This is a genomic window from Kribbella sp. NPDC004138 (assembly GCF_053603655.1).
Genome location: NZ_JBSGFZ010000025.1, coordinates 124,472 through 148,174 on the forward strand (window position 1 = coordinate 124,472; position 23,703 = coordinate 148,174).

A 23,703-nucleotide genomic window follows, 5' to 3' on the forward strand; every position below is an offset into this window, starting at 1 on the left:
ACAGTCGCAGGGTTATCCCCTCGCGCGCGGAGCGGCGGAGGCGGCGCGGGAGTTCGCGCGGTCATCTGCGGAGCCTTCGGCGGGCGAGGGTGAGGAGGGCTCCGGCAACGGCGACCGCCGCCGCGCCCAGCACCTGCTGCTGGCGGCGGACGCGGCGTTGGACCTCGGCGTACGGCGTGGTGGAGAAGGAGACCAGCTCGTAGCGGGAGACGTAACGGCCCGGGAGCAGGCGTTCCAGGGCATGCTCCACCTGTTTCTGCAGCCGGAAGACCGGGCTGGCGACCTTGTCGCGCATCTCGACGAAGTTGGCCAGTGCCATCTCCGCGATCGCCTCGGTGTTCTCCCGCCGGCGCGTCTCGAACAGCGGCAGGGCCCGCGCCCACGAGCCGCCGGTGTCGTCGAGACAGCGGTCCAGCTCGACCACGTCCTCGAATGCGCAGTTCGCGCCCTGGCCGTAAAACGGGACGATCGCGTGCGCCGCGTCGCCGAGCAGCGCCGTCCGTCCGTGCGCCTGCCACGGCAGCGTGTGCACGGTCCCCAGCACGCCGACCGGGTTGTTCAGGTAGTCGTCGACCAGATCAGGGGCCAGCGGCAACAGATCGGGATAGTGCTCGCGGAAGTGCGCCGAGATCGCGTCCGCCGTGGTCAGGGCGTCGAACGATCCGGCCGGCCAGAACAGCGTGCAGGTGAACGAGCGGTCCGGGTTGGGCAGCGCGATCATCATCGACGTACCGCGCGGCCAGATGTGCAGGGCGCCGGGATCCAGCGCGAACTCGCCGTCGTCGGCCGGGATCGACAGCTCCTTGTACCCGTAGTCGAGGAAGTCCACGTCCTCCGCGACGATGCCCTCGGCAAGCAGTTGCTCGCGGACCGCGGACCCCGCGCCGTCGGCGCCGAGCACCACGTCGGCCCGCACCGACACCTTCCCGGACGGGGTCGCGAACACCAGCTGCCCGGCCGCCGAATCGAGCTCCACCAGCCGGTGCTCGAATTCGACCGTCACGCCGTCGGCGGCCGCCGCGGCCGACAGCAAGGCGTTGTTCAGCGCGCCCCGGCTGATCGAGTTGATCGCCCGGTCCCCCGACGCCGAGTACGCCTGGAAGTCCAGCGGTCCCGCGACCGGATGGATCATCCGGCCCTTCATCGGCAGCGCGTCCGCCATCACCTGGTCGACCAGGCCGATCCGCCGCAGCGCGTCCAGTCCGCGTTCGGAGATGGCCAGGTTGATCGACCTGCCCCGCTCGACCTGGGCGACCCGCGGATCCGGGCGACGCTCGTACAGCGTCACGGACAACCCGCGCCGGGCCAGGAAACACGCGAGCAGCGAGCCGGTCAGGCCGGCGCCGACGATCGCGACCTTCATGCCATCACCCCGGCCAGCGCCGACGCGGCCCGCCAGCAGTCGTGGTATGTCGAGTACAGCGGCACCGGCGCGAGCCGCAGTACGTCGGGCTCCCGGGAGTCCGCGATCACGCCGTACTCGAAGCGCAACCGTCGCGACAGCTCCCCCGCGCCGCCGCGGACCCGCAACGACAGCTGCGCCCCGCGCCGCGCCGGGTCGCTCGGGGTGATGACGTCGAAACCAGCGAGCAGCTCCGAAAGGTACGCCGTCAGCCGCACGCTCCGCTCCCGCAGGACGTCGATGCCGATCCGGTCGAAGATCTCCAGCGAGGTCCGCACCGGGCTCATCGAGAGGATCGGCGGGTTGGACACCTGCCACGCGTCCGCGCTCGCCGGCGGCCGGGACTCGGGCGTCATCTCGAACCGCGTCTTCGCCTCCGTGCTCCACCAGCCCTCGAAGCGCGGCAGGTCCCCGCCGAGATGCCGTTCGTGCACGAACGCACCGGCGATCGCGCCCGGACCGGAGTTCAGGTACTTGTACGAGCACCACGCCGCGAAGTCCACGTTCCAGTCGTGCAACGCCAGCGGCACGTTGCCGGCCGCGTGCGCGAGGTCCCACCCGACGACCGCGCCGGCCACGTGACCGGCCTTGGTGATCGTCGGGATGTCCATCAGCTCGCCGGTCAGGTAGTTCACCCCGCCGAGGAGGACGAGCGCCACGTCGCCGCCGAGCTGCTCGACGACGTCCGCCGTCCGCAGGCTGTTCTCCCCCGGCCGCGGGCGCAACCGGACGACCGCGTCCTCCGGGTCGTACCCGTGGAAGCGGACCTGCGACCGGACGGCGTAGCTGTCCGAAGGAAACGCCGAGTCCTCGATCACGATCCGGTGCCGCGACCGCGTCGGCCGGTAGAACGACACCATCAACAGGTGCAGGTTGACGGTCAGCGTGTTCATCACGACCGTCTCGCTCGGCAACGCGCCGACCAGCCGCGCCGCGGGACCGGTCAGCAGCTCGTGGTACGGCAACCAGGGCCGCTCGGCGTCGAGATGTCCTTCGACGCCGAGTGCGGCCCACGAGTCCAGGTCCTGGAGCAGCTCGGCCCGGGTCGCCTTCGGCCGGAGCCCCAGCGAGTTGCCGGCGAAATACGCCACCTCGGGGTGGTCGCCGCCCTGCGCCGGCGGTACGTCGAACAGCTCCCGGTGCCCGGGATCCGCGGCATCGAGCTGCAGCGCCTCGGCTTGCGTGCTCACGCCTCGGTGACCTCGTCAGCGCCGGCCTGGTCGGACATCGCGGCCTTCGGCGGCTCGATCACCTGTCCCTTGCCGAGCACCGTGACGCCGCCCTTGGAGACGGTGAAGCCGCGTTCCCGGTCGTAGTCCTGGTCGACGCCGATCTCGGTGCCGTCCGGGACGACGACGTTCTTGTCCAGGATCACGTTCTTCAGCACGACGTTCTTGCCGATCCGGCAGTTGTCCATGATCACCGAGCGCTGGATGTCGGCGCCGGCGCTGACAATCACGTTCGACCCGAGGACCGAGTGGTCCACGTGCGCGCCGGACACGATCGAGCCCTGGCAGACGATCGACTCGCCGACCGTCGCGTCGTCGGTGAACTTCGCGCCCGGCAGCTGCGGGTGCGAGGTGAAGATCGGCCAGTCGTGGTTGTACAGGTTGAACACCGGCTGGATCGACACCAGGTCCATGTGCGCCTCGTGGTAGGAGTCCAGCGACCCCACGTCCCGCCAGTACGAGCGGTCCCGGTCCAGGGCGCCCGGTACGTCATTGTCCTTGAAGTCGTAGACGCCCGCCTTGCCCTCGGCAACGAGCATCGGGACGATGTCACCGCCCATGTCGTGCCGCGACGCCGGGTTCGCAGCGTCCTTGCGCAGTGCCTCGACCAGCACGTCGCGGGTGAACACGTAGTTGCCCATCGACGCGAACGTCTCGTCCGGGGAGTCCGGCAGCCCGGGCGGGTCGGCCGGCTTCTCCAGGAACTCCTCGATCACCTGGCCGTCGGCGCCGGTCTTGATGACGCCGAACTCGGTCGCCTCGACGCGCGGCACCCGGATGCCGGCCACGGTGACGCCGTTGCCGCGCTCGATGTGCGCGGCGACCATCTGCGAGGCGTCCATCCGGTACACGTGGTCGGCGCCGAAGACCACGATGTACTCCGGGTCCGCGTCGTTGATCAGGTTCATCGACTGGTAGATCGCGTCCGCGCTGCCCTGGTACCACTGCGGGCCGAGCCGCTGCTGCGCCGGGACGCACGTCACGTAGTTGCCGAGGAACGTCGACATCCGCCAGGTCAGCGTGACGTGCCGGTCGAGCGAATGCGATTTGTACTGCGTCAGCACACAGAGATTTCGATAACCGGCGTTGACCAAATTCGACAGTACGAAGTCGATCAGGCGATAACTGCCGCCGAACGGCACGGCCGGTTTGGCCCGGTCCGCCGTCAGCGGCATCAACCGCTTCCCCTCGCCACCGGCCAGCACGATTCCGAGAACTCTGGGCGCCTTTGCCATGTCCGCACCTTAACGCCGGGAGCCCTCTTGCATAAGCGGTTGCTCGTGTCGCGACACTGTGAGGATGCCGATCCTCATCGTTCCGTCCGTCGCCGTTCACCGTTCGTTTCTCGCGGCCTGGGACGAGCTCGGTCCGGATCATGAGCGCTGGATGGGCACCCGGTCACTCGCCGACGACACCGAGTGGACCCGGGAGCAGGCCGCCGACCCGGGCGAGTTCCACCGGCTGGTCGAGGCGATCAGGAGCGAGGCCGAGCCGGCGACGGTGCTGCCGGCCGGGTTCGTGCACCAGACCGTGCTGTGGTTCGTCGACGGCGTCGAGTTCCTCGGCCGGCTCTCGATCCGGCACGAGCTGACGCCGGCGCTGACCGAGGTCGGCGGGCACATCGGGTACTTCGTCCGCCCGTCGGCCCGCCGGAACGGGTACGCGACCCAGATGCTCGTCCAGTCGCTGCCGATCGCCGCCGGGCTCGGCATCGACCCGGCCCTGGTGACGTGCGACCTGGACAACACCGCGTCGCGCAAGGTGATCGAGGCAGCCGGCGGCGAACTGGAAGACGAACGACACGGAAAGCTGCGCTTCTGGGTGCCGACACACGTCGTTTGATGTCCTATCGTCGGGCGGTATGAAGGTCGCCATTCTGACGCGTGAGTTTCCTCCGGACGTGTACGGCGGGGCGGGGGTGCATGTGGACTTCCTGGTCCGCGAGCTGCACCGGCTGATCGACGTCGACGTGCACTGCATGGGCGAGCCCCGGCAGGGCGCGACCGCACACTCCGAGGACGACCCGCGGATCCCGAACGCGAACGCCGCGCTGCGGATCCTGTCCACCGACCTGACGATGACCGCCGCGGTCGGCGGCTCGCAGCTCGTGCACTCGCACACCTGGTACGCGAACATGGCGGGGCACTGGGCCAAGCTGCTGTACGACGTACCGCACGTGGTGACCGCGCACTCGCTGGAGCCGCGCCGGCCGTGGAAGGCCGAGCAGCTGGGCGGCGGCTACCGGCTGTCGAGCTGGGCCGAGCGGACCGCGTACGAGGCCGCCGACGCCGTGGTCGCGGTCAGCCGCGGGATGCGGACCGACGTCCTCGACTGCTACCCGTCGATCGACCCGGCGCGCGTGCACGTGATCTCCAACGGCATCGACGCGGACTTCTACCGGCCGGATCCGTCGACGCACGTGCTCGAGCGGCTCGGCGTCGACCTGAGCCGTCCGTACGTGACGTTCGTCGGCCGGATCACCCGGCAGAAGGGCGTGCCGCACCTGCTCCGGGCGGGGCTGCGGCTGGACCCGTCGGTGCAGCTCGTGCTGCTCGCGGGCGCGGCCGACACGGCCGAGCTGAAGGCCGAGACCGACGCGCTGATCGACGACCTGCGGCTGGCCCGGGACGGCGTGTTCGTGGTCTCCGAGATGCTGCCGCGCGAAGAGGTCCGGCAGGTGCTGACGCACGCGCTGGCGTTCTGCTGCCCGTCGATCTACGAGCCGCTCGGCATCGTCAACCTGGAGGCGATGGCCTGCGAGACCGCGGTCGTCGCGAGCGCGGTCGGCGGCATCCCCGAGGTCGTCGACGACGGCGTGACCGGCATCCTGGTGCCGTACGACGAGCACGACACCGACACCTTCGAGCGCGGTCTCGCCGACGGGATCAACGCGCTGGTTGACGACCCCGCCCGGGCGGCCGCGATGGGCAAGGCCGGGCGCGAGCGTGCGGTCTCGCAGTTCGGCTGGGACGCGGTCGCGCAACGCACCGTGGAGCTGTACACCAGCCTGCTCGGGTAGGGAAAACCCCACCGGGCCCCGGGACTTCGCACCATTCTGTGAGCGTGCCGGCGACGGTTGGGTTGAGGCATGACTTCACGCCTGACGAAACCCGTCGCCGCCACTCTCGCCACCGCAGCCCTGCTCACGTTCCCGTTGTCCGCCTACGGCGCCGTGAGCCCGCCGGCCGTGAGCGAGCCGGCCCAGTCCTCAGTCCTGGGCCTGCGCGGAACGGTTGTCTCCGCGACCCCGATCGCCCACCTGACAGCGGCCCAGCTCGACGCCGCGGCAGCCGACTTGCCCGATGCACCGAAGGCGGCGTACGGCGTCACGGCGTACCGCGTGATCTACCGGACGATCGACCACAACGACCGCCCGACGACGGCCAGCGGCATCGTCGTGCTGCCGGACGGCCGGCGCGAGGCCCTCACCGTGGTCGAGTACCTGCACGGCACCCTGGCGGGCAAGGCCGACGTCGCATCCGTCGACGACACCTCGACCGACCGCCTCGTCGCGGCCCTGTTCGCCGGGCAGGGCCTGGTCGGCGTCGCACCGGACTACCTCGGCCTCGGCTCGGGCCCGGGTCTGCATCCGTACGTCGACACCAAGACCGAGACCACAGCCTCCACCGACCTGCTGCTCGCGGCACGGACGTTCACCGCCAAGCACGGTGTGGCGCTGAAGCGGGATGTGCTGGTGACCGGGTTCTCGCAGGGCGGCCGGGCCTCGATCGGTGTCGGCCGCGCGCTGAGCCGCGGCGAGGCCGGACCGTTCCGGCTCGGCGAGATCCGCGCCGTCGCCGGGCCGTACGACCTGCGCGGCACGGAGCTTCCGGCCGCGTTCGACGGTCGGGTCCTGCCGCCCACCGCGACGTACTACCTCGCGTACTTCGTGACCGCGTGGAACCGGACCGTCGGGCTGTACGACGACCCACGCACCGCGTTCCAGGCGCCCTACGCGGCGACGGTCGAGGGCCTGTTCGACGGGACGCACTCCGACGCCGAGGTCGCGGCCGGGCTGCCGGACTCGCCGGACAAGCTGTTCACCCCGGAGTTCGCCGCCCGGCTGCAGCACCCGACGGGCAGGTACCTGCAGGCGTTGCGGAAGGCCGACCGGATCTGCCAGGACTGGACGCCGCGGGTCCCGGTCCACCTCTACAGCGGGACGCAGGACACCGACGTGGTGGCCGCGAACGCCGACGTGTGCGCGACCTCCCTGCGTGCGCGCGGTGCCGACGTGACCGTGCACTCGATGGGTGCCGTCGACCATGTCGGGACCGCGTTCAGGGCGTACCCGGAGATCATTCGGGCCTATGCTCGCTGGGCCTGACGCGGGGTGCGTCCTGAGGGGCCACCAGGCTGCCGAGCAGGGCGAGCGACTCCTCGTCGCGGGATCCCGGCACGGCATGGAAGACGACCAGCGTCACGTTGTCGGTGCCGCCGATCGTCAGCTTGTCCGACCGGAGGTCGAGGTCGCCGACCTCCGGATGGGTGAGCTTGCTCAGCCGGCCGCGCCGGGGCCGCACCTCGTGGCGCGCCCACAGCTGCCGGAACCGTTCGCTACGGACCGACAGATCGCCCACGAGGTCTTTCAGCCGCGCGTCGTCGACGTTCGGGCCGAGCTCGGAGCGCAGCGCGGCGACGCCTTCCTCGGTGAGCTCGTCCCAGTCCCGGCGCAGGTCCTGCTCGCGGGGGTCGAGCAGGACGGCCGTCAGCAGGTTGACGCCGACGGCGTAGTTCGGTGAGAGCGCCGCACAGAGCGCGTTGACCGCGAGGACGTCGGTGTACTTGTTCTGCACGTACGCCGGATTGTTCGGCCACCCGGCGATCAGCTCGACGATGCTCTCCGGAGCCTGCTCGACCCGCGGCTGCTGTCTCGGGACGGAGCGTTCCTGCGCGAGCCCGAGCAGGTACGCCGTGGCGTCGGCATCCAGCCGCAGTACGCCGGCGAGCGCCTCGAGGACCTGCACCGACGGGTTGCGGTCCCGGCCTTGCTCCAGGCGGAGGTAGTAGTCGGAGCTGATGCCCGCGAGCAGTGCGACCTCCTCGCGCCGCAGCCCGGGGACGCGGCGCAGGCCGATGCTCCGGATGCCGACGTCCTCGGGCAGCACCTGCTCACGCCGGGCGCGGAGGTAGTCGCCCAAGGCATTCGTTCCGTCCATGAGATCTACGGTAGTTCGCGTTGGAGCATCACGATCAGGGCCTCGACATCCGACTCGACCATCGGTTCACCGGTCATGCCCATGCGGTGCAGCAGCGTGCCGATGACGACGTCGATGAAGAACAGGACGCGCTGCTCGGACAACCCGAGCGACTCGATGAGCACCTTCCGGTAAGGGTCCTGCAGTTGCGTGGACAGGATCTCGCGCAGCTCCGGATCACCGATCGCGTCCGTGAACACGCCGGCGAACGCGGCCGCGACCCCGGGCTCGGCGATCCGGCGCGCCCCGAAGCGGATCGCCGCGGCCAGGTCCTGCGCACGGTCGCGGCCGGCCGGGGGCAGCGGGCCGAAGGTGTCGACCAGGCACGCGGTCACGAGCGCGCCCTTGGACGGCCACCGCCGGTAGATCGTCGTCTTCGCGATCCCGGTCGCCGCCGCGATCCGGTCGACCGTGGCCCGGGTGTAGCCGAGCTCGTGGATCGTCGCCAGCGTCGCCGCGAACACCTCCGCGTCGACACTCGAACGGGGCCGGCCGGGCGGCCGTGTGCTGGGAGCCATGAGCCCACCCTACCGAGTTATGCTACCTTCGGTATCGATACCAGTCGTAGCGAAACCGCAAGGACGGTGCTCGATGAACAGATCCGCCACCCTCGCCCCGCCCGCACAGCGGGCCCCTCTGGGCGTCCGCCTGGTCTACTCCGTACGCAAGGAGCCCGACTACCGGTCGATGACGCCGGCCGATCTCGCCGCCTTCGGCGAAGTCGCGAACCGGATCGTCAACTCCCGCTTCGCCCGCCTGCTCACCGGCATCCCGCACGGCGGCGTGACCATCAGCTGGCAGCAGGTCCGGCTCGCCGATCGCACGATCCGGGTCCGGGTGCACCGCCCGAAGAACTCAGGCACACTGCCGCTGGTCCTGCATGTGCACGGCGGCGGCTACGTGGGCACCGCGGTGCAGTGCGACTGGATCAACAGCCACGTCGCCGCGCGGGTGTCCGCGGTCGTCATCTCCGTCGAGCACCGGCTGATGGACCACCAGACTCCGCTCGCGGCGATGGTCGACGACGGCTGGGACGTCCTGCGGCACGTGTTCCAGCACGCGTCCGAGTGGGGCATCGACCCGACCCGGGTCGCTGTGGCCGGCGAGAGCGCAGGCTCGATGGTGGCCGCGCTGTCCGCGCTGAGGGCCCGCGACGCGGGACTGTCCTTGCGGGCGCAGGTGCTGGTCAACGCCTGCGTCGACGTGACCTCGACCGCGCTCGACTACGACTCGGTGCGGCAGTACCCGGACACGCCGACGCTCACCCGCGAGTCGCTCGAATTCTTCCGCCGCCTCGCCGTACCGGAGGGGACGGATCCGCGCTCGGTGTCACCGCTGTACGCCGACCACCTCGGCGGGCTGCCGCCAACGCTGTTGGTGATCCCGGTGCTCGACCCGGTCGCGGACCACGGCCGCGTGTACGCCGAGCGGCTGCGGGAGGCTGGCACCACAGTCGCCGTCAGCGAGTACTCCAAGGCCGGACACGCGTTCATCAGCATGCCCGGCCTGGTACCGCAGGCCCGCCCGGCCCGCGACCGCATCGTCGATTTCCTCTGCGACCGCTTCAGGTAGTTGCCACGAGCCCCGATCAGCCGATGCCGGACGTCGGCGTGTCCGAGGACAGCCAGGTGCTGAGCAGGCGGGCGCCGGCGCCGGTCGCGCCGACGGAGTACTCGAAGCGGTCGGCCGGAGACTCGGCGATCGACGACAGGTCGAGGTGGGCCCACGGGACGTCGCCGGCGAACGCCTTCAGGAACAGGGCCGCCGTGATCGAGCCGGGGCCCTTCGAGCTGTTCACCGAGTCGGCGATCGGCGTCGAGATCAGCTCCTCGTACTCGGCCGGCAGCGGCATCCGCCACAGCTCCTCACCGGACACCCGGCCGGCGTCCGCGAGGTTGTCCGCCAGCGCGTCGTCGGTCGCGAACATCCCGCCGTACAGCATCGCGCCGAGCGACACCTTGATCGCGCCGGTCAGCGTGGCGATGTCGACGAGCACGTCGGGCTTCAGCTCCTGCACGGCGTACGCGAGCCCGTCGGCGAGCACCAGGCGGCCCTCGGCGTCGGTGTTCTTCACCTCGGTGGTGCGGCCGCCGAAGTGCCGGATCACGTCGTCCGGACGGTACGCCGAACCGGACGGCATGTTCTCCGCGGCGCAGACCAGGCCGGTCACCCGGACGTTCGCGCCGAGGTCGCGCAGCGCGGACATCGTGGCGATCACCGAGCCGCCGCCGGTCATGTCGCGCTTCATCGACACCATGCCCTCGCGCGGCTTCAGCGACAGGCCGCCGGTGTCGTAGGTGATGCCCTTGCCGACCAGCACGACGTACGGCGTCTTCTTGGTCGCGCCCGCGGGCGTGTAGTCGAGCCGGACGAACCGCGGCGGCCGGGTCGAGCCCTGGCCGACCGCGAGGATGCCGCCGAAGCCGTCCGCGGCGAGCTTCTTCTCGTCCCAGACCGTCACCTCGAGGCCGGTCGCGGCGGCGACCTCGGTGGCGCGCGCCGCCAGCCAGGCCGGGTCCTTCTCGTTCGACGGGGTGATCGCGAGTTGCCGGGCCAGCCAGCCGGTGCGCCCGATCACGACACCGCGGTCGATCACCGGCTGCCGCACGGCGGCCGACCCGTCGGTCAGCGTCACCGTGCCGACCGCGGGCTTGCCCGGGTCGACCGTCTTCTGCGTGTACGAGAACGAGCCGAGCACCACGCCCTCGGCGAACGCCTGCAGCCTCGCGTCGTCGATGCCTTCGGCAACGACAGTGGTGAGCTCGTTCTTGCCGCGACCGAACCGCGCGACCGCCGCCCCGGCGTGTCGCAGGTCCTTGGCGCTCACGTCGCCGGCCCCGACCAGCAGGATCTCGGCGACGTCACCGGTCAGCAGCGGGTACGCCGCCGTGGCGCCGGCAGACGGGCTGAACCCGGTGCCGCACTGCGCCTCGTACAACCGGTCGAGGTCGACGCCGAGCCGCTCTCCCGCTTCCTTCGCGGCCGCCGGCAGACCGTCCTCGGCACCGACGACGATCACCCAGGTCGACGACCCGTGCACCGGCAGACCGGGCTGCCAGGCAACGACCGGAAGACTGGGAAAAACAGACGTGCTGCTGCGGCGAGCCACTGGGCGAACCTCACTGTTTGATCAAATAGGGCAAGGCAAACCGTAACGACCCCGGCCGGTGCCGAAAAGAGCGGCACCCACCGGGGTCGGTGAAAGGCAGGGGCGAAGGTCACCCCCGGAGGATGTGATCAGCCGACGACGGCCTTCAGTGCGTTCCCGAGCTCGGTCGCCTCTTCGGCGTTGAGCTCGACGACGAGCCGGCCGCCGCCCTCGAGCGGAACCCGCATCACGATCCCGCGGCCCTCCTTGGTGACCTCGAGCGGACCATCGCCCGTCCGCGGCTTCATCGCCGCCATGCGCGCACCCCTTCCCAGTGTCGGTGTTGAGCGACGACACCGCGCAGACGTTCCGTCGCCGGCGCCGTTGCGGTGATGCGCCGTCGGCGCGTATCGCAGTGTGTATCTGTGTGTGTCAGGCCCCATTATTCCCGATCCCGGGCCAGAGGCGTGCACCATACGGCAGACTCGAGTCTTGTGCACGCCCGTTCAGCCCTCTTCGACCTGTACGGCGATCACCTGCGCGCGCGAGGTGCGCAGGCTCCGGTCGCCGCTCTCGTCCGGCTGCTGGCGCCGCTCGGCGTCCATCCGCCCGCGGTCCGGACAGCCGTCTCCCGGATGGTCCGGCAGGGCTGGCTGGAGCCGGTCCGGCTCGACGGCCAGCCCGGATACGCGCTGACCGCCCGGGCGCGTCGCCGCCTCGACGACGCGGCCGTCCGGATCTACCGGACCGCGCCCGACGGCACACCGGTGGCGGCCGGTTCCGAAGGCCCGGGCGACTGGGACCGGCACTGGCACCTGGGCATCCTGCGCGAGGTCCCGAACGCCCGCCGCCGCGACCAGCTGGCGGGCCAACTTTCCTTCCTGGGTTGGGCTCCGCTGTCCGACGGAGCCTGGGTCGGGCTGCGCAACGACGCCGAGGTCGACCAGATCCTCGCGGCGGAGGGCATCGCCGCGGACCGGTTCCGCGCCCCGGTCGACAGCGGCGCTCCGGCGTTCGCCCGGCGGGTCTGGAAACTCGACGAGCTCGGCGCGTCGTACGAGGCCTGGCTGATCGAGGCGAAGGCCGTGGTGGACGCCGCCGGCGCCGAGACGGGCGACGAGCAGGCGTTCGCGGTCCGGTCCGAGCTGGTGCACGAGTGGCGCAAGTTCCTGTTCCGCGATCCGGGGCTTCCGGACGAGCTGCTGCCGGCCGACTGGGCCGGGACGAAGGCCGCCGCGTTCTTCGATTTCCACGCCGAACGACTGAGCCCCGCGGCCGGGCGTTTCGTCGACAACTGCCTGACCCAGCACTGAAAATCTCGCCTGAATCTCACTGACAGTCAAGGAGCTGACCACGATGAGTGATCTCGTCACGTACGCCGTCGCCGAAGGTGTCGCGACCGTCACCCTCAACCGGCCGGAGGCGATGAACGCGCTCGACACGCCGACCAAGGTCCTGCTCCGCGACACGGTCCAGGCCGCCGCCGACGACCCGGCCGTCCGGGTCGTCGTCCTGACCGGAACCGGACGGGCGTTCTGCGTCGGGCAGGACCTGAAGGAGCACATCGGGCTGTTGCAGGCCAATGACCAGGCCGCGCTGTGGAGCACCGTGCCGGACCACTACGCGCCGATCGCCCTGGCACTCGCCGAGATGCCGAAGCCGGTGATCGCGGCGGTGAACGGCGTCGCGGCCGGGGCCGGCGCGTCGATGGCGTTCGCGTGCGACTTCCGGATCGTGGCCGACACCGCGGGCTTCAACGTCGCGTTCGCGGGGATCGCGCTGTCCTGCGACACCGGCATCTCCTGGACCCTCCCGCGCCTGATCGGCCAGGCGAAGGCGCTCGAGCTCCTGTACTTCCCGCGCACCATCCCGGCCGCCGAGGCCCTCGACCTCGGCCTGGCGAGTTCGGTCGTCCCGGCCGATGCGCTGGAGAGCGCGGTCGCCGAGCTGGCCGGGAAGCTCGCGGCCGGTCCGACCGTCGCGTACGGCGCCGTCCGGCAGTCCATCGGCTACTCGGCCAGCCACACACTCGCCGAGTCGATCGCGTTCGAGGCGACCAAGATGCAGCTCACCGGCGGCACCGAGGACCACCGCAACGCCGTCGACGCCTTCGTCGCCAAGCAGCAGCCCACCTTCCACGGCCGCTGAGCGGTCAGGTCTTGTAATCGTTTACGTAAGCGATTACAACCTGACCTGTGAGGAAACTGCTGCTGCCTGTTCTGACCGCCGCCACGCTGGTCGGAAGCTTTGTCGTGCCCGGGTCCACCGCGACGCCGGCCGTCCCCCCCGGGCACCATCGCGCCGGCCGCCGTGCGGTCGGCGACGCTCGGCGAGAACATCAACTACAACGTCTACCTGCCGGCGGGGTACGACGCGTCGGCGCAGCGCTACCCGGTGATCTACCTGCTGCACGGGCGCGGCGACTCGATGAGCGCCTGGACGCAGGTGAAGAGCCGGCTGGACCAGCTGATCGGCGGCGGCGAGATCCCGCCGGCGATCGCGATCATGCCGGACGCGCCGTGGAGCAGCCGGGCGAGCTGGTACGTCGACTCGGCCTACACCGGAACCGATCCGGGACGGCCGGTCGAGACCGCGTTCCTCGAGGACCTCGTGCCGCACGTCGACGCGACGTACCGCACGGTCGCGGATCGCACCGGCCGGGCGATCGCCGGGTACTCGATGGGCGGCGCCGGCGCGCTGCGGTACTCGCTCGCGCACCCGGACCTGTTCGGCGCCGCGATCGCGCTCAGCCCGGCGGTGTACTTCCCGCTGCCGCCAGGCGATTCGAGCACCCGTGAATTCGGTGCCTTCGGCAAGGGCAAGGACCCGTTCGTGGAGGCGACGTACCTGAAGCTGAACTGGCCGGCCGCGCTGAAGTCGTTCGCCGCCACCGGGCTGCGCTCGCACCTGTTCATCGCGGTCGGCGACGACGAGTACAAGAACCCCCGAGCGGTCGACGCGACCCACGACCTCGACTTCGAGGCACATGTCGTGTTCAACCAGGCGTCCCGGGTGCCGACCCTGACATCGGAGTTCCGCGTCGTCGACGGCGGCCACGACTGGGACGTGTGGGGCCCGACGTTCGCCGAAGGCGCGAAGTACGTCTTCCAGTACCTCGGGAAGCCGCCGGGAACGCCGATGCAGGCGGCGATCACCGGTACGCCGGGCGAGGACCGCGCCGGCGGGATCGCGACAGATGCCGCAGGCAACGTTTATCAGGCGGTCGCGGCGGCGGGCGCGCTGGACGGGCAGCCGTACGCCGGCGGGACGGACGTGGCGCTGGTCAAGTTCCGCCCCGACGGGTCGCGGGAGTGGACGCGATCGCTGGGTACCGGCGGGACGGAGCGCGCGTACGGCGTCGCGGTGGACGCGGACGGACGCGTCGTGGTGACCGGGTACACGAACGGCGACCTGGACGGTGCGCATCCGGGGAACGCCACGGACGACGCCTTCGTGGCGCAGTACGACGCCGACGGGAGCCGGCGGTGGCTGACGCAGTTCGGCGTACCGGGGGTGGCGGATCGGAGCTACTCGCTGGCGGTCGACGGCACCACGGTGTACGTCGGCGGCTACACGAAGGGCGCGCTCGGCGGCGCGAACCAGGGCGACAAGGACGTGTTCGTCGCGCGGCTCGACGCCGACGGGAAGCAGGTGTGGTTGCGGCAGACCGGCAGCGCGGGCGAGGACAAGGGGATGGCGGTCGCGGTGTCGGGCGGCGCGGTCTACCTGGCGGGCATGACAGCCGGCGAGCTCGGTACGTCCGCCGGCGGGATCGACGGGTTCCTGGCGCGCTACTCGGCCGGGGGCGATGCGGTGTGGACGAAGCAGTTCGGCACGGCGGCGTCCGACGAGGTGTGGGGTATGGCGGCCGATCCGGCGGGCGGCGTTGATCTGGCGGGCTACACCGCGGGCGATTTCGCGGGAACGCTGAACGGCGACAAGGACATCCTGGTTGCTCGTGCCGACGCGGACGGCGTACTGACGTGGCGGGACCAGTTCGGAACCACCGGGAACGACAAGGCGGCCGCGATCGCTGTCGATCCGGGCGGCGCTGTCTACGTCGGCGGGTTCACCGACGGATCGTTGGTCGCACCACTGGGCAAGTTCGACGGTGTGCTGGCGAAGTACGCGACCGACCGGACGCGGACCTGGACGCGACAGTTCGGCACGGGGGACGACGATGCGGCAGACGCTTACGCCGAAGCGAATCTCTACCTCACCACGACATCCGCCGGCACCCAGTTGACCGGGCTGACCGGAACCGACGTGTTCCGGACCGCCTTCACCGCGGACGGCACGAACAAGCTTCCGTAGCAGGGGGTCCGGGCCACAGCCCGGACCCCCTGCTGAACGTTTGGTGGGCCCCACGACCACGTTCCGGCAGGGCGAGTCACGGCCGGACAACCACCTGACAGCCGGGGAGCCCGCCGACACTTCATCACGTTCAGTGGCCGGAGCACAACTCGTTCAGCCGTTTGTCTTTTGATTTCCCCAAAGAGCCTTATGCAGCTGCCTTTTGCAGATGCACGTGCACGCGATTTACCGGGCTATACAGGTCGTCAAGTGGTCGTTGACGATACCGGTGGCCTGCATCAACGCGTACGCCGTGGTGGGTCCGACGAACACGAAACCCTTCTTCTTGAGCGCCTTCGACATGGCCACGGACTCCGGCGTCGTGGCCGGCACGTCGGCGAGCGTCTTCGGCGCCTTGTGCTTCGCCGGACGGAACGACCAGAGCAGCTCGGTGAACTCGCCGTCGGCCAGGTCGAGCAGCGCGCGGGCGTTCGAGATCGTCGCGTTGATCTTCAGCCGGTTGCGGACGATCCCCGGGTCGGCCATCAGCCGCTCGAAGTCCGCATCGTCGTACTTCGCGATCGTCTCGGGATCGAACCGCGCGAACGCGGTCCGGAAGTTCTCCCGCTTGCGCAGGATCGTGATCCACGACAGCCCCGACTGAAACCCCTCGAGCGTCATCCGCTCGAACAGCCCGAGGTCGTCGCGGATCTGCTTGCCCCACTCGGTGTCGTGATACTCGACGTACTCCGGCGCGGAAGTCGCCCACCCACACCGCGCCAGCCCGTCCGGCCCGACCACCGTCATACCCACACCCCACAAACCCCGACCGACGCCAACGCGCCCAGGTGTCGCTGCGTGCGCTCCCGATGTGTGAAGACCATGCCCCTAGTCAACCCGACCCCACCGACAGAACTGCAAACGGCTGCGTGACAGCTACCCGTCATGCCGATCAGCTAGGCCGGTGATAAGCGCCTTCGCCGGCCTGATCCGCCGGCGGCCAGAACCGCCAGCCTTCCTCATCCCCAGCCGCACCGTTAGACGCCTGCACCCCACCCTGCTGCTGCGGGGTCTGCTGCTGCGCCTGCTCGGTCGCCTGAGTCTCGCCGCCCTGCTCCTGCTGCGGGTGCGCGGGCTGCTCCGTCGCCTGGGTATCGCGGGCCTGCTCCTGTTGCGGGGGCTGTGACGTCCAGTGCGTTGCGGTCTGGCTGTCGGGCTCCGGCTCGGCGGGTGCGGACTGGCTGGGTGCGGGCCGCTGGTTCTGCACCAGCTGGTCGTACCGTTGCGCGGGCGTCAACGAAGCCGACTCCCCGGCCGGCTGTTGCGGGGCCGGGGTGCGGCGGGGGCTGACGGGCTGGGACTGGGCCTCCAGTACGGCGCGGGCCTCGGCTTGCAGGCGCTCGTACTCATCGGCAGCCGCACGGCTCGTCCGCGGCAGCTCGCTCGTCTCCGGCTCGTCTGCGTCCCCCGGCTCCTCCGTGGACGCCGCCTCGCCGGGACCAGCCGGGCCCGCCGCGTACGGCGTACCGCCGGTTCCACCCGGGCCGTCAACTCCGGCCGCGGCGTACGCCGACCCGGCCGGTCCACCCTCACTGGCGCCCGCGCCCGCCGTACCGCCAGATCCGTCCTCGCCACCCGACGCGTGAGACGCACCGCCAGGTCCATTCGCGCCGCCGGAACCGCCCTCCGCGGAGGCCGCACCGCCAGGTTCGTCCGCGCTGCCGGCACCTCCTGCTGGGTGCGCCGACCCGCTAGATCCATCCGCATTTCCGGCCGCGTACGCCGTGCCGCCTGGGCCGTCAGCGCCACCCGACGCGTGCGCCGTACCGCCAGGTCCGTCCGCGCCGTCAGCCGCGCCTGCCGCCGCCGACGGCGTACCACTGGCTTCATCCGCGCCACCCGGCGTGTGCGCCGGCCCGCCCGATCCAGCCGCGCCTGCCGTACCGCTGGCTTCATCCGCGTCGCCGGCGCTGTCCGCCTCGTGCGCTCCACCCGGTCCATCCGCGCTTGCCGTGCCGCTGGTGCTGCCAGGGGCGTCCGCGGGGTCGTCGGCCGGGAAGTCGCCGCCGACGAGGATGGGGGGCTGGGTGCCGGTGTCTTCGAATTCGGCGGGGTCGTAGGGGCGGGACGTGAAGCCGTGGCCGTCGGGGGCCTCGACGATGGGGGCCACGGCGCGTTCGAGGTCGGCGATGCGGCGGTCGCGCTCGGCGACCTCCTTGGCGACGCGTTCGAGCAGGGTGTCGACCTCGTCCATCCGGTAGCCGCGGACGCCGACCGCGAAGCGGGCCGACTCGATGTCGGTGGACGTGAGTGCCTGCCGGGCGGGCACGGTCATGTCGGGCCGGTCGTCGTACGCCGTGTTCATGGCACCCCAACGACCCGAGGCGACTACCGCGACAGCCCCGATCAACAGCACCACGATCAGCCCGAAGAACCACATCACGGGACCGATCGTGCCATGCCGGGCGAGTCAACCGCGAAAACACCCAGGATTTCAGCTCCCGTCGGAGCCCAGGCGGTGGGCTCGGCGGGCCGGATCGTTGGCGGCGTCCACCTCGCGGGCGGCGGCTTCGGCGGCCTCTTCGGCGGCCTCGTCGGCCAGTTCGCCGGCCTTGACGATGTAGCTGATCGCCTCGTCGACGTCGTCGGTGACGATGAACATGTCGAGGTCGGCGGCCGAGATCTTGCCGTCCTCGAGCATCGTGGTGCGCAGCCAGTCGACCAGGCCGCCCCAGTACGACGTGCCGAACAGCACGACCGGGAACGACGTGACCTTCCGGGTCTGCGCCAGCGTGAGCGCCTCGAACATCTCGTCGAGCGTGCCGAACCCGCCCGGCATCACCACGAACCCCTGGGCGTACTTCACGAACATCGTCTTCCGGGTGAAGAAGTACCGGAAGTTCATACCGATGTCGACCCACTCGTTGAGGCCGTTCTCGAAGGGCAGCTCGATGCCGAGCCCGACGGACACGCCGCCGGCCTCGGAGGCGCCCTTGTTCGCGGCCTCCATCACGCCCGGCCCGCCGCCGGTGATCACGGCGTACCCGGCACCGATCAGTTTCCGCCCGAACTCCTCGGCGGCGGCGTACATCGGGTCCTCGACCTTGGTGCGCGCCGAGCCGAACACGCTGATCGCGGCGCCGAGCTCGGCGAGCATGCCGAACCCCTCGATGAACTCCGACTGGATCCGCAGCACCCGCCAGGGATCGGTGTGCACCCAGTCCGACGGGCCGCGGCTGTCCAGCAGCCGCTGCTCGGAGGTGGAGTGCTGCACCTGCTTGCGCCGCATCACGATCGGCCCGCGCTGCTGCTGGCCGACCGGACGGTCGGGGTGGATCGATGGTTCTGACATGCCTCCAGGTTATTGCCTGGGCGGTAGCCCGGCCTGGCTACGCGCGGTCTGTCAACCAACTCCTCAGCCGCTGTTCACACAGCTCGATCTCCGCCTCGGGCACGAACTCGTCCTGCTTGTGCGCGTACAGCGGGTCGCCGGGGCCGTAGTTCACCGCCGGTACGCCGAGCAGCGTGAATCGCGCCACGTCCGTCCACCCGAACTTCGGCTGCGGCTCCCCGCCCACCACCTGCAGGAACGCCGCCGCGGCCGGCCGCTCGAGCCCCGGGAGTCCGCCCGGCGCGGAGTCCGTGACGACCACGTCGTACCCCTCGAACACCTCGCGCAGGTGTTCCTCGGCCTCCGCCTCGGACCGGTTCGGCGCGAACCGGTAGTTGATCGTGACCGTGCACAGGTCCGGTACGACGTTGCCCGCGACGCCGCCCGTGATCGCGACCGCGCTCAGCCCCTCGCGGTACTCCAGGCCGTCGATCGGCACCCGCCGCGGCTCGTACGCCGAGAGCCGGGCGAGCACCTCGCCCGCGGCATGGATCGCGTTCGACCCCATCCACGAGCGGGCCGAGTGCGCGCGCTCGCCGCGGGTGCTGACCTCGATCCGCATCGTGCCCTGGCAGCCGGCCTCGACGACCGCGTTGGACGGCTCCATCACGACCGCGAACACGCCCTCGAGCAACTCGGGGTTGGAGCGGGTCAGCTTGAACAGGCCGTTCCGCTCGGCCTCGATCTCCTCGCAGTCGTAGAACACGTACGTGACATCGCGGTTCGGCTCCTCGAGGGTCGCCGCGAGCCGGAGCGCGACCGCGACACCGCCCTTCATGTCGCAGGCGCCGAGGCCGTGGATCAGGCCGTCGGCGCGGCGCGCGGGCAGGTTGTCGTTGAGCGGCACGGTGTCGAGGTGGCCGGCCAGGACGACGCGCTCGGCGCGGCCGATGTCGGTACGGGCGACGACGGTGTTGCCGTGCCGGAACACCTTCAGGTGCGGGTACGCGGAGAGCGCCTTCTCGACCTTGTCCGCGAGCTTCTCCTCGGTGCCGCTGACCGAGGAGATGTTGACCAGCGCCTCGGTCAGGTCGGACGCGGACGCGGACAGATCCAGCTTCATGAGGCCTCCGGGGGCAGGAACACGCAGAATTCGTTGCCCTCGGGGTCGGCGCAGACGTGCCAGCCGATCTCGTCGTCCTTGGGCCGCAGCAGTGTCGCACCCGCGTCGAGGACCGGCTGCAGGGCGGGGGCGGTGACGTCCCAGTGCACGCGGTTCTTCACGGTCTTCGGCTCCGGGACCGGCACGAAGACCCAGTACTTGAACGGCATCCCGGGCACGTTCTCGATCCAGTGGTACGGCCGGCCCGGGCGGGTCGAGAACTCGCCGCCGACCACGCCCGCCCACCAGCGGGCCTGTGCCTCCGGGTCGGCCGAGTCGACGATGAGTTCCATCAGCCGGTACGCCGGGACGGTCTCGCGTACGAACCCGCAGAACTCGCCGCCCTCCGGATCGGTCAGCACCGTCCACCGCTGCTGCTCGCTCGCCGGCGTCAGCATCGCCGCACCCGTCCGCTCCAGGTCCGCGACCGCGCCGGTGACGACGTCCAGGTGGACCCGGTTCTTGACGGTCTTCTTCTCCGGGACCGTGCACATCCAGACGGTCTTCTCCGGGGCGTCGCCGACCAGGACGCTCGGGTTGTCGGCGGGGGTCGTCAGGCCGATCACCCGGCCCCAGAACGCGGCCATCTCGCTCGGCGACGACACGTCGACGCAGAGGTCCTTGAAACGCGCGATGGTCATGACGACCAGGCTATCCGGCGGTGCGCCTGCGGTAGTGGCGATTGACGCGTTCCCGGTTCCCGCAGGCGGGCGAGCACCAGGTCTGCCGCGGATCGTCCTGCAGGAAGTACTTCACGCACCGCGCCGCCGGGCACGCCCGCAGCCGGGCCCGGTCCGGACCCGCCAGGAAGTCGATCGCCGACCGCCCGACGGCGCCGGTCACCAGCGCGACGGGATCCTCGGTGCGCGCGACCCGCTGTACGACGGGTTCGCCGTCCGCGGGCCACTCGAGCCGCTCGCTCCCCAGCCGGTCTGCCGCCCGGTTCACCATCCGGACCGCCGCGTCGGCATCCATCAACCGGTCCGCGTCGGCCTTGCTCGGCGCTTCTGGCGCCACCGCTCGGGCGAACAGCGCCCGCACCGCCCGCCTGATCCCCACCAGCTCCGGCCAGGCCTCTACGGCCGCGGGCTCGGCCCGCCGCCCGAGCACCTCAGCGACGAGCTCCGCGTGGTCAGCCAGCCAGACGGCCGCCTCCTCCGGGGTGGACAACAGGTCGGCGATTCCGCCGTGCCCGTCGTGCTTGATCGTGGCGGCCAGGGCGAAGGCCAGGTTGTTCATCCGGGGATTCTAATGGGAAAGACGCTTGCTGCCATGTGAATCCATCGCTTAGGGTCGCGGCTGTGGCCCTGAACGAAGTACGTGCGACCGCCCATCAACTGCTCGCGCTGACGGCAGATCTCGACGACGCCGCCGCGCGCGGCGACTCGGTGCTGCCCGGCTGGTCCCGCGGGCACGTGATCACGCACATCGCGAACTTCTCCGAGGCGATGACGCGGCAGGTCGAGGAGGCGCTCCAGGGCCGGCTCGTCGAGGTGTACGACGGCGGCCGCCCCGCACGCGACGCCGCGATCGAGGCCGGCGCGGACCGCTCCGCGGCGGAGCTCGAAGCGCACCTGAACCAGGCCGTCACCGCGTTGCTCGACGCGTGGGACCGGGTCGGCCCGACCGACTGGCCGCTCCCGATCCTGCACCGCAACAGCAACCTCTCGGCCGGCCTGCAGGCGACCTGGCGGGAGCTCACGATCCACACCGCGGACCTCGACCTCGGCGTCACGCCGGCCGCGTGGTCCGAGGACTTCTGCCTGCACCTGCTCGACTTCCTCCGCCCGCGCACCCCGGACGACGTCCACCTGGTCCTGAAGTCCCCCACCGTCACCTGGGACAACGGTGCCGGCGAGACCGTCACCCTCGAAGGCGCACTCACCGACCTCACCGCCTGGTACGCCGGCCGGCCGGCACCGGGCCCGATCACAGGCCCGGCACCGGAGCTCCTCCCCTGGCCTTAGCTGACCGTGAAGTCGTCCACCTGGATCCAGGTGTCCTTGTTCGGCGCGTTGAAACCTGCGTAGACGGTCAACTCGTGGACGTCGGGCGGAACCTTCACGGTGACCTCGTGGTGCACGTAACCGGTGCCGGCGCCGAAGGTCTTGCTGGCCAGGTCCTGTGTCCCGGCGCGGACGCCGAAGCGGCCCTGATCGGCGGGGAGGTTCGCCGACGCGTTGACCCAGGAGCCGAACGTGTATGTCGCGCCCGGGACCACAGGGACGGTCTGGTAGAGCGCGCTCCAGCCCGTACACGTGCAGCGGATCCAGCCGTTGTTGGCGCCTGAGTGTGCGAAGCCGAGGCCGCGGTCGACGCCGTTGGCCGCGGTGCCTTCGAAGAGCCAGGCCGGCTTGCCGCCGCCGGTGCCCTCGAATCCGCCGTCGGCGAGCTGCGAGACATAGCGGACCGCCAGCTCGGAAACAGTCGAGTACGACCGCGTTCCGCCAGGCAGACCGATCACCCGGACCCCGTCCGTCTCCTGCACGGGGAAGGTGATCGTGTACGTCGTGTTCGCGCCGGCCGACGCGTCACCCGGGTACGCCGGGGACACGGTCTGCGACCCGACCTCGACCCACTGCCCGTTCTGGCGCACCTGCACCCGCGGCCGGCCGGTGAAGTAGCCGCCCTCCGCCGAGACCGCGCCGGACGTGAACTCGACGTTGTTCACCTTGTACTTCGCGGGCCATTCGTAGCCCCACCACGACGCGCCCTTGACCTCGTCGTCGAAGTCCGACTCGCTCCCGGTACGAGCGCCGTCGTTCATCAGCGCGAGACTCCCCGACTGCGTCGACTTGGAGATCGCCACAGCCCCGGTCGTCGCGAGGTTCTCGGGTCCCGGCAGGTTCGAGGCCGGCGTACCGGCGGACGGCGTCAGCACCAGCTTGCGCAGGTTGAAGTTGTAGACCGACGTACCGATCCCGCCACCGCCGCACGGGCAGACGTTCGCCTGGACGTACATCGTCTTGCCGTCGGGCTGCACGAACTTCGACGGGATCGTGACGCCGTACCCGCCGTACTTCGAGGTCGACCACGGATACCCGCCGAAGTCCTTGCTCAGGAAGTGCTTCCACGGTCCCCACGGCGTCGGCGACTCGTAGAACTCGAACGTGTACTCCGTCCAGGATGTGTACACGTACCGCTTCTGCGCGGGCAGGTAGGTCACACCACCCTGGCTGATCACGCTCAGGTTGGACGCGTTCGTCCCGTACGTCTGCGCGTACAACCGCCGCGTGTCGGTCAGCACCGGTCTGCGGTCCGCGATCTTCGAGGACCATCCGGCGCCGGTGTAGAACTTCCACGCGCCGCGGTCCTGAACGCTTCCGCGAGGCACCCGCGCCAGGAAGACCGACTGCGGATCGGCGACGGTGTCGTCGAACGAGTCCCGCCAGTTCCCGTCCAGTCCGTACGCGTAGACGTAGCCGTCCGGAGCCAGCGCCCCGCCGCGCCCGAAGTCCGCGAACCAGATCGTCGTGAAGACGTGGTCCGCGAACATCGGCTTCGACTTGTCCCAGGTCCAGGTCCGGCCGTGGTCGGTCGACTTCAGGATCGTCGCCGCCGGTACGTCGTTGAAGTCCAGCGCGAGGTCCTGGACGGCGAGGTACATCGTGTCCCCGACGCACACCATCCCGGTGGGTTTGCGGTTGTATCCCGCGCCGCTCCAGATCGAGCCGACCTGGTTGCCCTTCGAGATCGTTGCCCCGGACAAGTTTCCCGGCGTACCGGTGATCTCGCTGACCGCGATGTCGGCGAAGTCCCCGTCGAGGCTGAATCCCTTGCCGTCGCCGTTCGCGGCGTACAGCTTGTCGTTGCCGGCCCAGCAGGACGGCCACAGGTCGCCGTCGCTCGGGCTGGGCGTGCCCTTCGACTCCACCTGAGCGGTGCCGATCCCAGCCGAGGCAGCGACCGGAGCGGGCGAGGAATCAGAGGATTGAGTGAACAGCGCCGCCGATCCGAAGACCAGCGGGAGGACAGCAAGCAAGGCCCCACGCTTCATGAG

22 protein-coding genes are annotated in these 23,703 nt (G+C 70.5%); 8 read left to right on the plus strand and 14 right to left on the minus strand.

Annotated features, from left to right (window positions below; all coding sequences use genetic code 11):
* Positions 1–61 precede the first annotated feature (61 nt).
* The 3 genes from ACWEOO_RS31470 to glgC are packed head-to-tail and all read right to left on the minus strand — an operon-like array spanning position 62 to position 3,866.
* Complete coding sequence (locus ACWEOO_RS31470) at positions 62–1,363, minus strand: FAD-dependent oxidoreductase (RefSeq protein WP_452146118.1); 1,302 nt, start codon at positions 1,361–1,363, stop codon at positions 62–64.
* Positions 1,360–2,592: a kynureninase gene (kynU, locus tag ACWEOO_RS31475; RefSeq protein ID WP_452146119.1), complete on the minus strand. Its 1,233-nt coding sequence runs from the start codon at positions 2,590–2,592 to the stop codon at positions 1,360–1,362. Before kynU ends, ACWEOO_RS31470 begins: the two co-directional genes overlap by 4 nt.
* Positions 2,589–3,866: a glucose-1-phosphate adenylyltransferase gene (glgC, locus tag ACWEOO_RS31480; protein WP_359926049.1), complete on the minus strand. Its 1,278-nt coding sequence runs from the start codon at positions 3,864–3,866 to the stop codon at positions 2,589–2,591. The genes kynU and glgC overlap by 4 nt, the downstream gene beginning before the upstream one ends.
* Positions 3,867–3,930: 64 nt before the next feature.
* Here glgC and ACWEOO_RS31485 point away from each other — a divergent pair, with 64 nt between their 5' ends.
* From ACWEOO_RS31485 to ACWEOO_RS31495, 3 genes are all read left to right on the plus strand, one after another.
* On the plus strand, positions 3,931–4,473 hold the full coding sequence (locus ACWEOO_RS31485; protein WP_359926052.1) for a GNAT family N-acetyltransferase: 543 nt from the start codon (positions 3,931–3,933) through the stop codon (positions 4,471–4,473).
* 19 nt (positions 4,474–4,492) lie between these two features.
* On the plus strand, positions 4,493–5,650 hold the full coding sequence (glgA, locus tag ACWEOO_RS31490; RefSeq protein WP_452146120.1) for a glycogen synthase: 1,158 nt from the start codon (positions 4,493–4,495) through the stop codon (positions 5,648–5,650).
* Positions 5,651–5,719: 69 nt separating this feature from the next.
* A complete protein-coding gene (locus tag ACWEOO_RS31495) occupies positions 5,720–6,958 on the plus strand; it encodes a hypothetical protein (protein WP_452146121.1) in 1,239 nt (412 codons plus the stop codon).
* Here ACWEOO_RS31495 and ACWEOO_RS31500 read toward each other — a convergent pair.
* Together ACWEOO_RS31500 and ACWEOO_RS31505 are read right to left on the minus strand one after the other, a co-directional pair.
* Positions 6,930–7,790, minus strand: a complete 861-nt coding sequence (locus tag ACWEOO_RS31500) for a helix-turn-helix domain-containing protein (protein ID WP_452146122.1) — start codon at positions 7,788–7,790, stop codon at positions 6,930–6,932. The two genes, ACWEOO_RS31495 and ACWEOO_RS31500, sit on opposite strands and share 29 nt — an antisense overlap.
* 5 nt (positions 7,791–7,795) lie before the next feature.
* Complete coding sequence (locus tag ACWEOO_RS31505) at positions 7,796–8,347, minus strand: TetR/AcrR family transcriptional regulator (RefSeq protein ID WP_452146123.1); 552 nt, start codon at positions 8,345–8,347, stop codon at positions 7,796–7,798.
* 73 nt (positions 8,348–8,420) lie between these two features.
* On the opposite strand from ACWEOO_RS31505, the gene ACWEOO_RS31510 reads away from it, so the two are divergent.
* Complete coding sequence (locus ACWEOO_RS31510) at positions 8,421–9,401, plus strand: alpha/beta hydrolase (protein ID WP_452146124.1); 981 nt, start codon at positions 8,421–8,423, stop codon at positions 9,399–9,401.
* Positions 9,402–9,417: 16 nt separating this feature from the next.
* Here ACWEOO_RS31510 and ACWEOO_RS31515 read toward each other — a convergent pair whose 3' ends face one another.
* Together ACWEOO_RS31515 and ACWEOO_RS31520 are read right to left on the minus strand one after the other, a co-directional pair.
* Positions 9,418–10,938, minus strand: a complete 1,521-nt coding sequence (locus ACWEOO_RS31515; protein WP_452146125.1) for a leucyl aminopeptidase family protein — start codon at positions 10,936–10,938, stop codon at positions 9,418–9,420.
* Between the two features lie 128 nt (positions 10,939–11,066).
* On the minus strand, positions 11,067–11,234 hold the full coding sequence (locus ACWEOO_RS31520; RefSeq protein ID WP_355476735.1) for a DUF3117 domain-containing protein: 168 nt from the start codon (positions 11,232–11,234) through the stop codon (positions 11,067–11,069).
* Between the two features lie 177 nt (positions 11,235–11,411).
* Here ACWEOO_RS31520 and ACWEOO_RS31525 point away from each other — a divergent pair, with 177 nt between their 5' ends.
* The 3 genes from ACWEOO_RS31525 to ACWEOO_RS31535 all read left to right on the plus strand — a co-directional run bounded on the left by ACWEOO_RS31525 (position 11,412) and on the right by ACWEOO_RS31535 (position 15,231).
* Positions 11,412–12,230: a PaaX family transcriptional regulator gene (locus ACWEOO_RS31525; protein WP_452146126.1), complete on the plus strand. Its 819-nt coding sequence runs from the start codon at positions 11,412–11,414 to the stop codon at positions 12,228–12,230.
* Between the two features lie 43 nt (positions 12,231–12,273).
* A complete protein-coding gene (locus tag ACWEOO_RS31530; protein ID WP_452146127.1) occupies positions 12,274–13,065 on the plus strand; it encodes an enoyl-CoA hydratase/isomerase family protein in 792 nt (263 codons plus the stop codon).
* Between the two features lie 162 nt (positions 13,066–13,227).
* Complete coding sequence (locus tag ACWEOO_RS31535; RefSeq protein ID WP_452146128.1) at positions 13,228–15,231, plus strand: alpha/beta hydrolase-fold protein; 2,004 nt, start codon at positions 13,228–13,230, stop codon at positions 15,229–15,231.
* 225 nt (positions 15,232–15,456) lie between these two features.
* On the opposite strand, the gene ACWEOO_RS31540 is transcribed toward ACWEOO_RS31535, so the two are convergent.
* From ACWEOO_RS31540 to ACWEOO_RS31565, 6 genes are all read right to left on the minus strand, one after another.
* Positions 15,457–16,017 carry a DNA-3-methyladenine glycosylase I gene (locus ACWEOO_RS31540; RefSeq protein WP_452146129.1) on the minus strand — a complete coding sequence of 187 codons (561 nt, stop codon included), beginning with the start codon at positions 16,015–16,017 and terminating at the stop codon, positions 15,457–15,459.
* Between the two features lie 145 nt (positions 16,018–16,162).
* Complete coding sequence (locus ACWEOO_RS31545; protein ID WP_452146154.1) at positions 16,163–17,650, minus strand: DivIVA domain-containing protein; 1,488 nt, start codon at positions 17,648–17,650, stop codon at positions 16,163–16,165.
* Between the two features lie 54 nt (positions 17,651–17,704).
* Positions 17,705–18,562 carry an LOG family protein gene (locus ACWEOO_RS31550; protein WP_452146130.1) on the minus strand — a complete coding sequence of 286 codons (858 nt, stop codon included), beginning with the start codon at positions 18,560–18,562 and terminating at the stop codon, positions 17,705–17,707.
* Between the two features lie 37 nt (positions 18,563–18,599).
* Positions 18,600–19,664, minus strand: coding sequence for a succinyl-diaminopimelate desuccinylase (gene dapE, locus ACWEOO_RS31555; RefSeq protein WP_452146131.1), 1,065 nt, complete (start codon positions 19,662–19,664; stop codon positions 18,600–18,602).
* Positions 19,661–20,344 (minus strand): VOC family protein, encoded by a 684-nt coding sequence (locus ACWEOO_RS31560; RefSeq protein WP_452146132.1) that lies wholly within the window; start codon positions 20,342–20,344, stop codon positions 19,661–19,663. Before ACWEOO_RS31560 ends, dapE begins: the two co-directional genes overlap by 4 nt.
* A gap of 10 nt (positions 20,345–20,354) precedes the next feature.
* Complete coding sequence (locus ACWEOO_RS31565; protein WP_452146133.1) at positions 20,355–20,942, minus strand: CGNR zinc finger domain-containing protein; 588 nt, start codon at positions 20,940–20,942, stop codon at positions 20,355–20,357.
* Positions 20,943–21,004: 62 nt separating this feature from the next.
* Between ACWEOO_RS31565 and ACWEOO_RS31570 the strand changes: the two genes are divergently transcribed.
* Positions 21,005–21,670 carry a maleylpyruvate isomerase family mycothiol-dependent enzyme gene (locus ACWEOO_RS31570; protein ID WP_452146134.1) on the plus strand — a complete coding sequence of 222 codons (666 nt, stop codon included), beginning with the start codon at positions 21,005–21,007 and terminating at the stop codon, positions 21,668–21,670.
* Here ACWEOO_RS31570 and ACWEOO_RS31575 read toward each other — a convergent pair.
* Positions 21,667–23,700: a DUF4185 domain-containing protein gene (locus ACWEOO_RS31575; protein WP_452146135.1), complete on the minus strand. Its 2,034-nt coding sequence runs from the start codon at positions 23,698–23,700 to the stop codon at positions 21,667–21,669. The two genes, ACWEOO_RS31570 and ACWEOO_RS31575, sit on opposite strands and share 4 nt — an antisense overlap.
* Positions 23,701–23,703 lie beyond the last annotated feature (3 nt).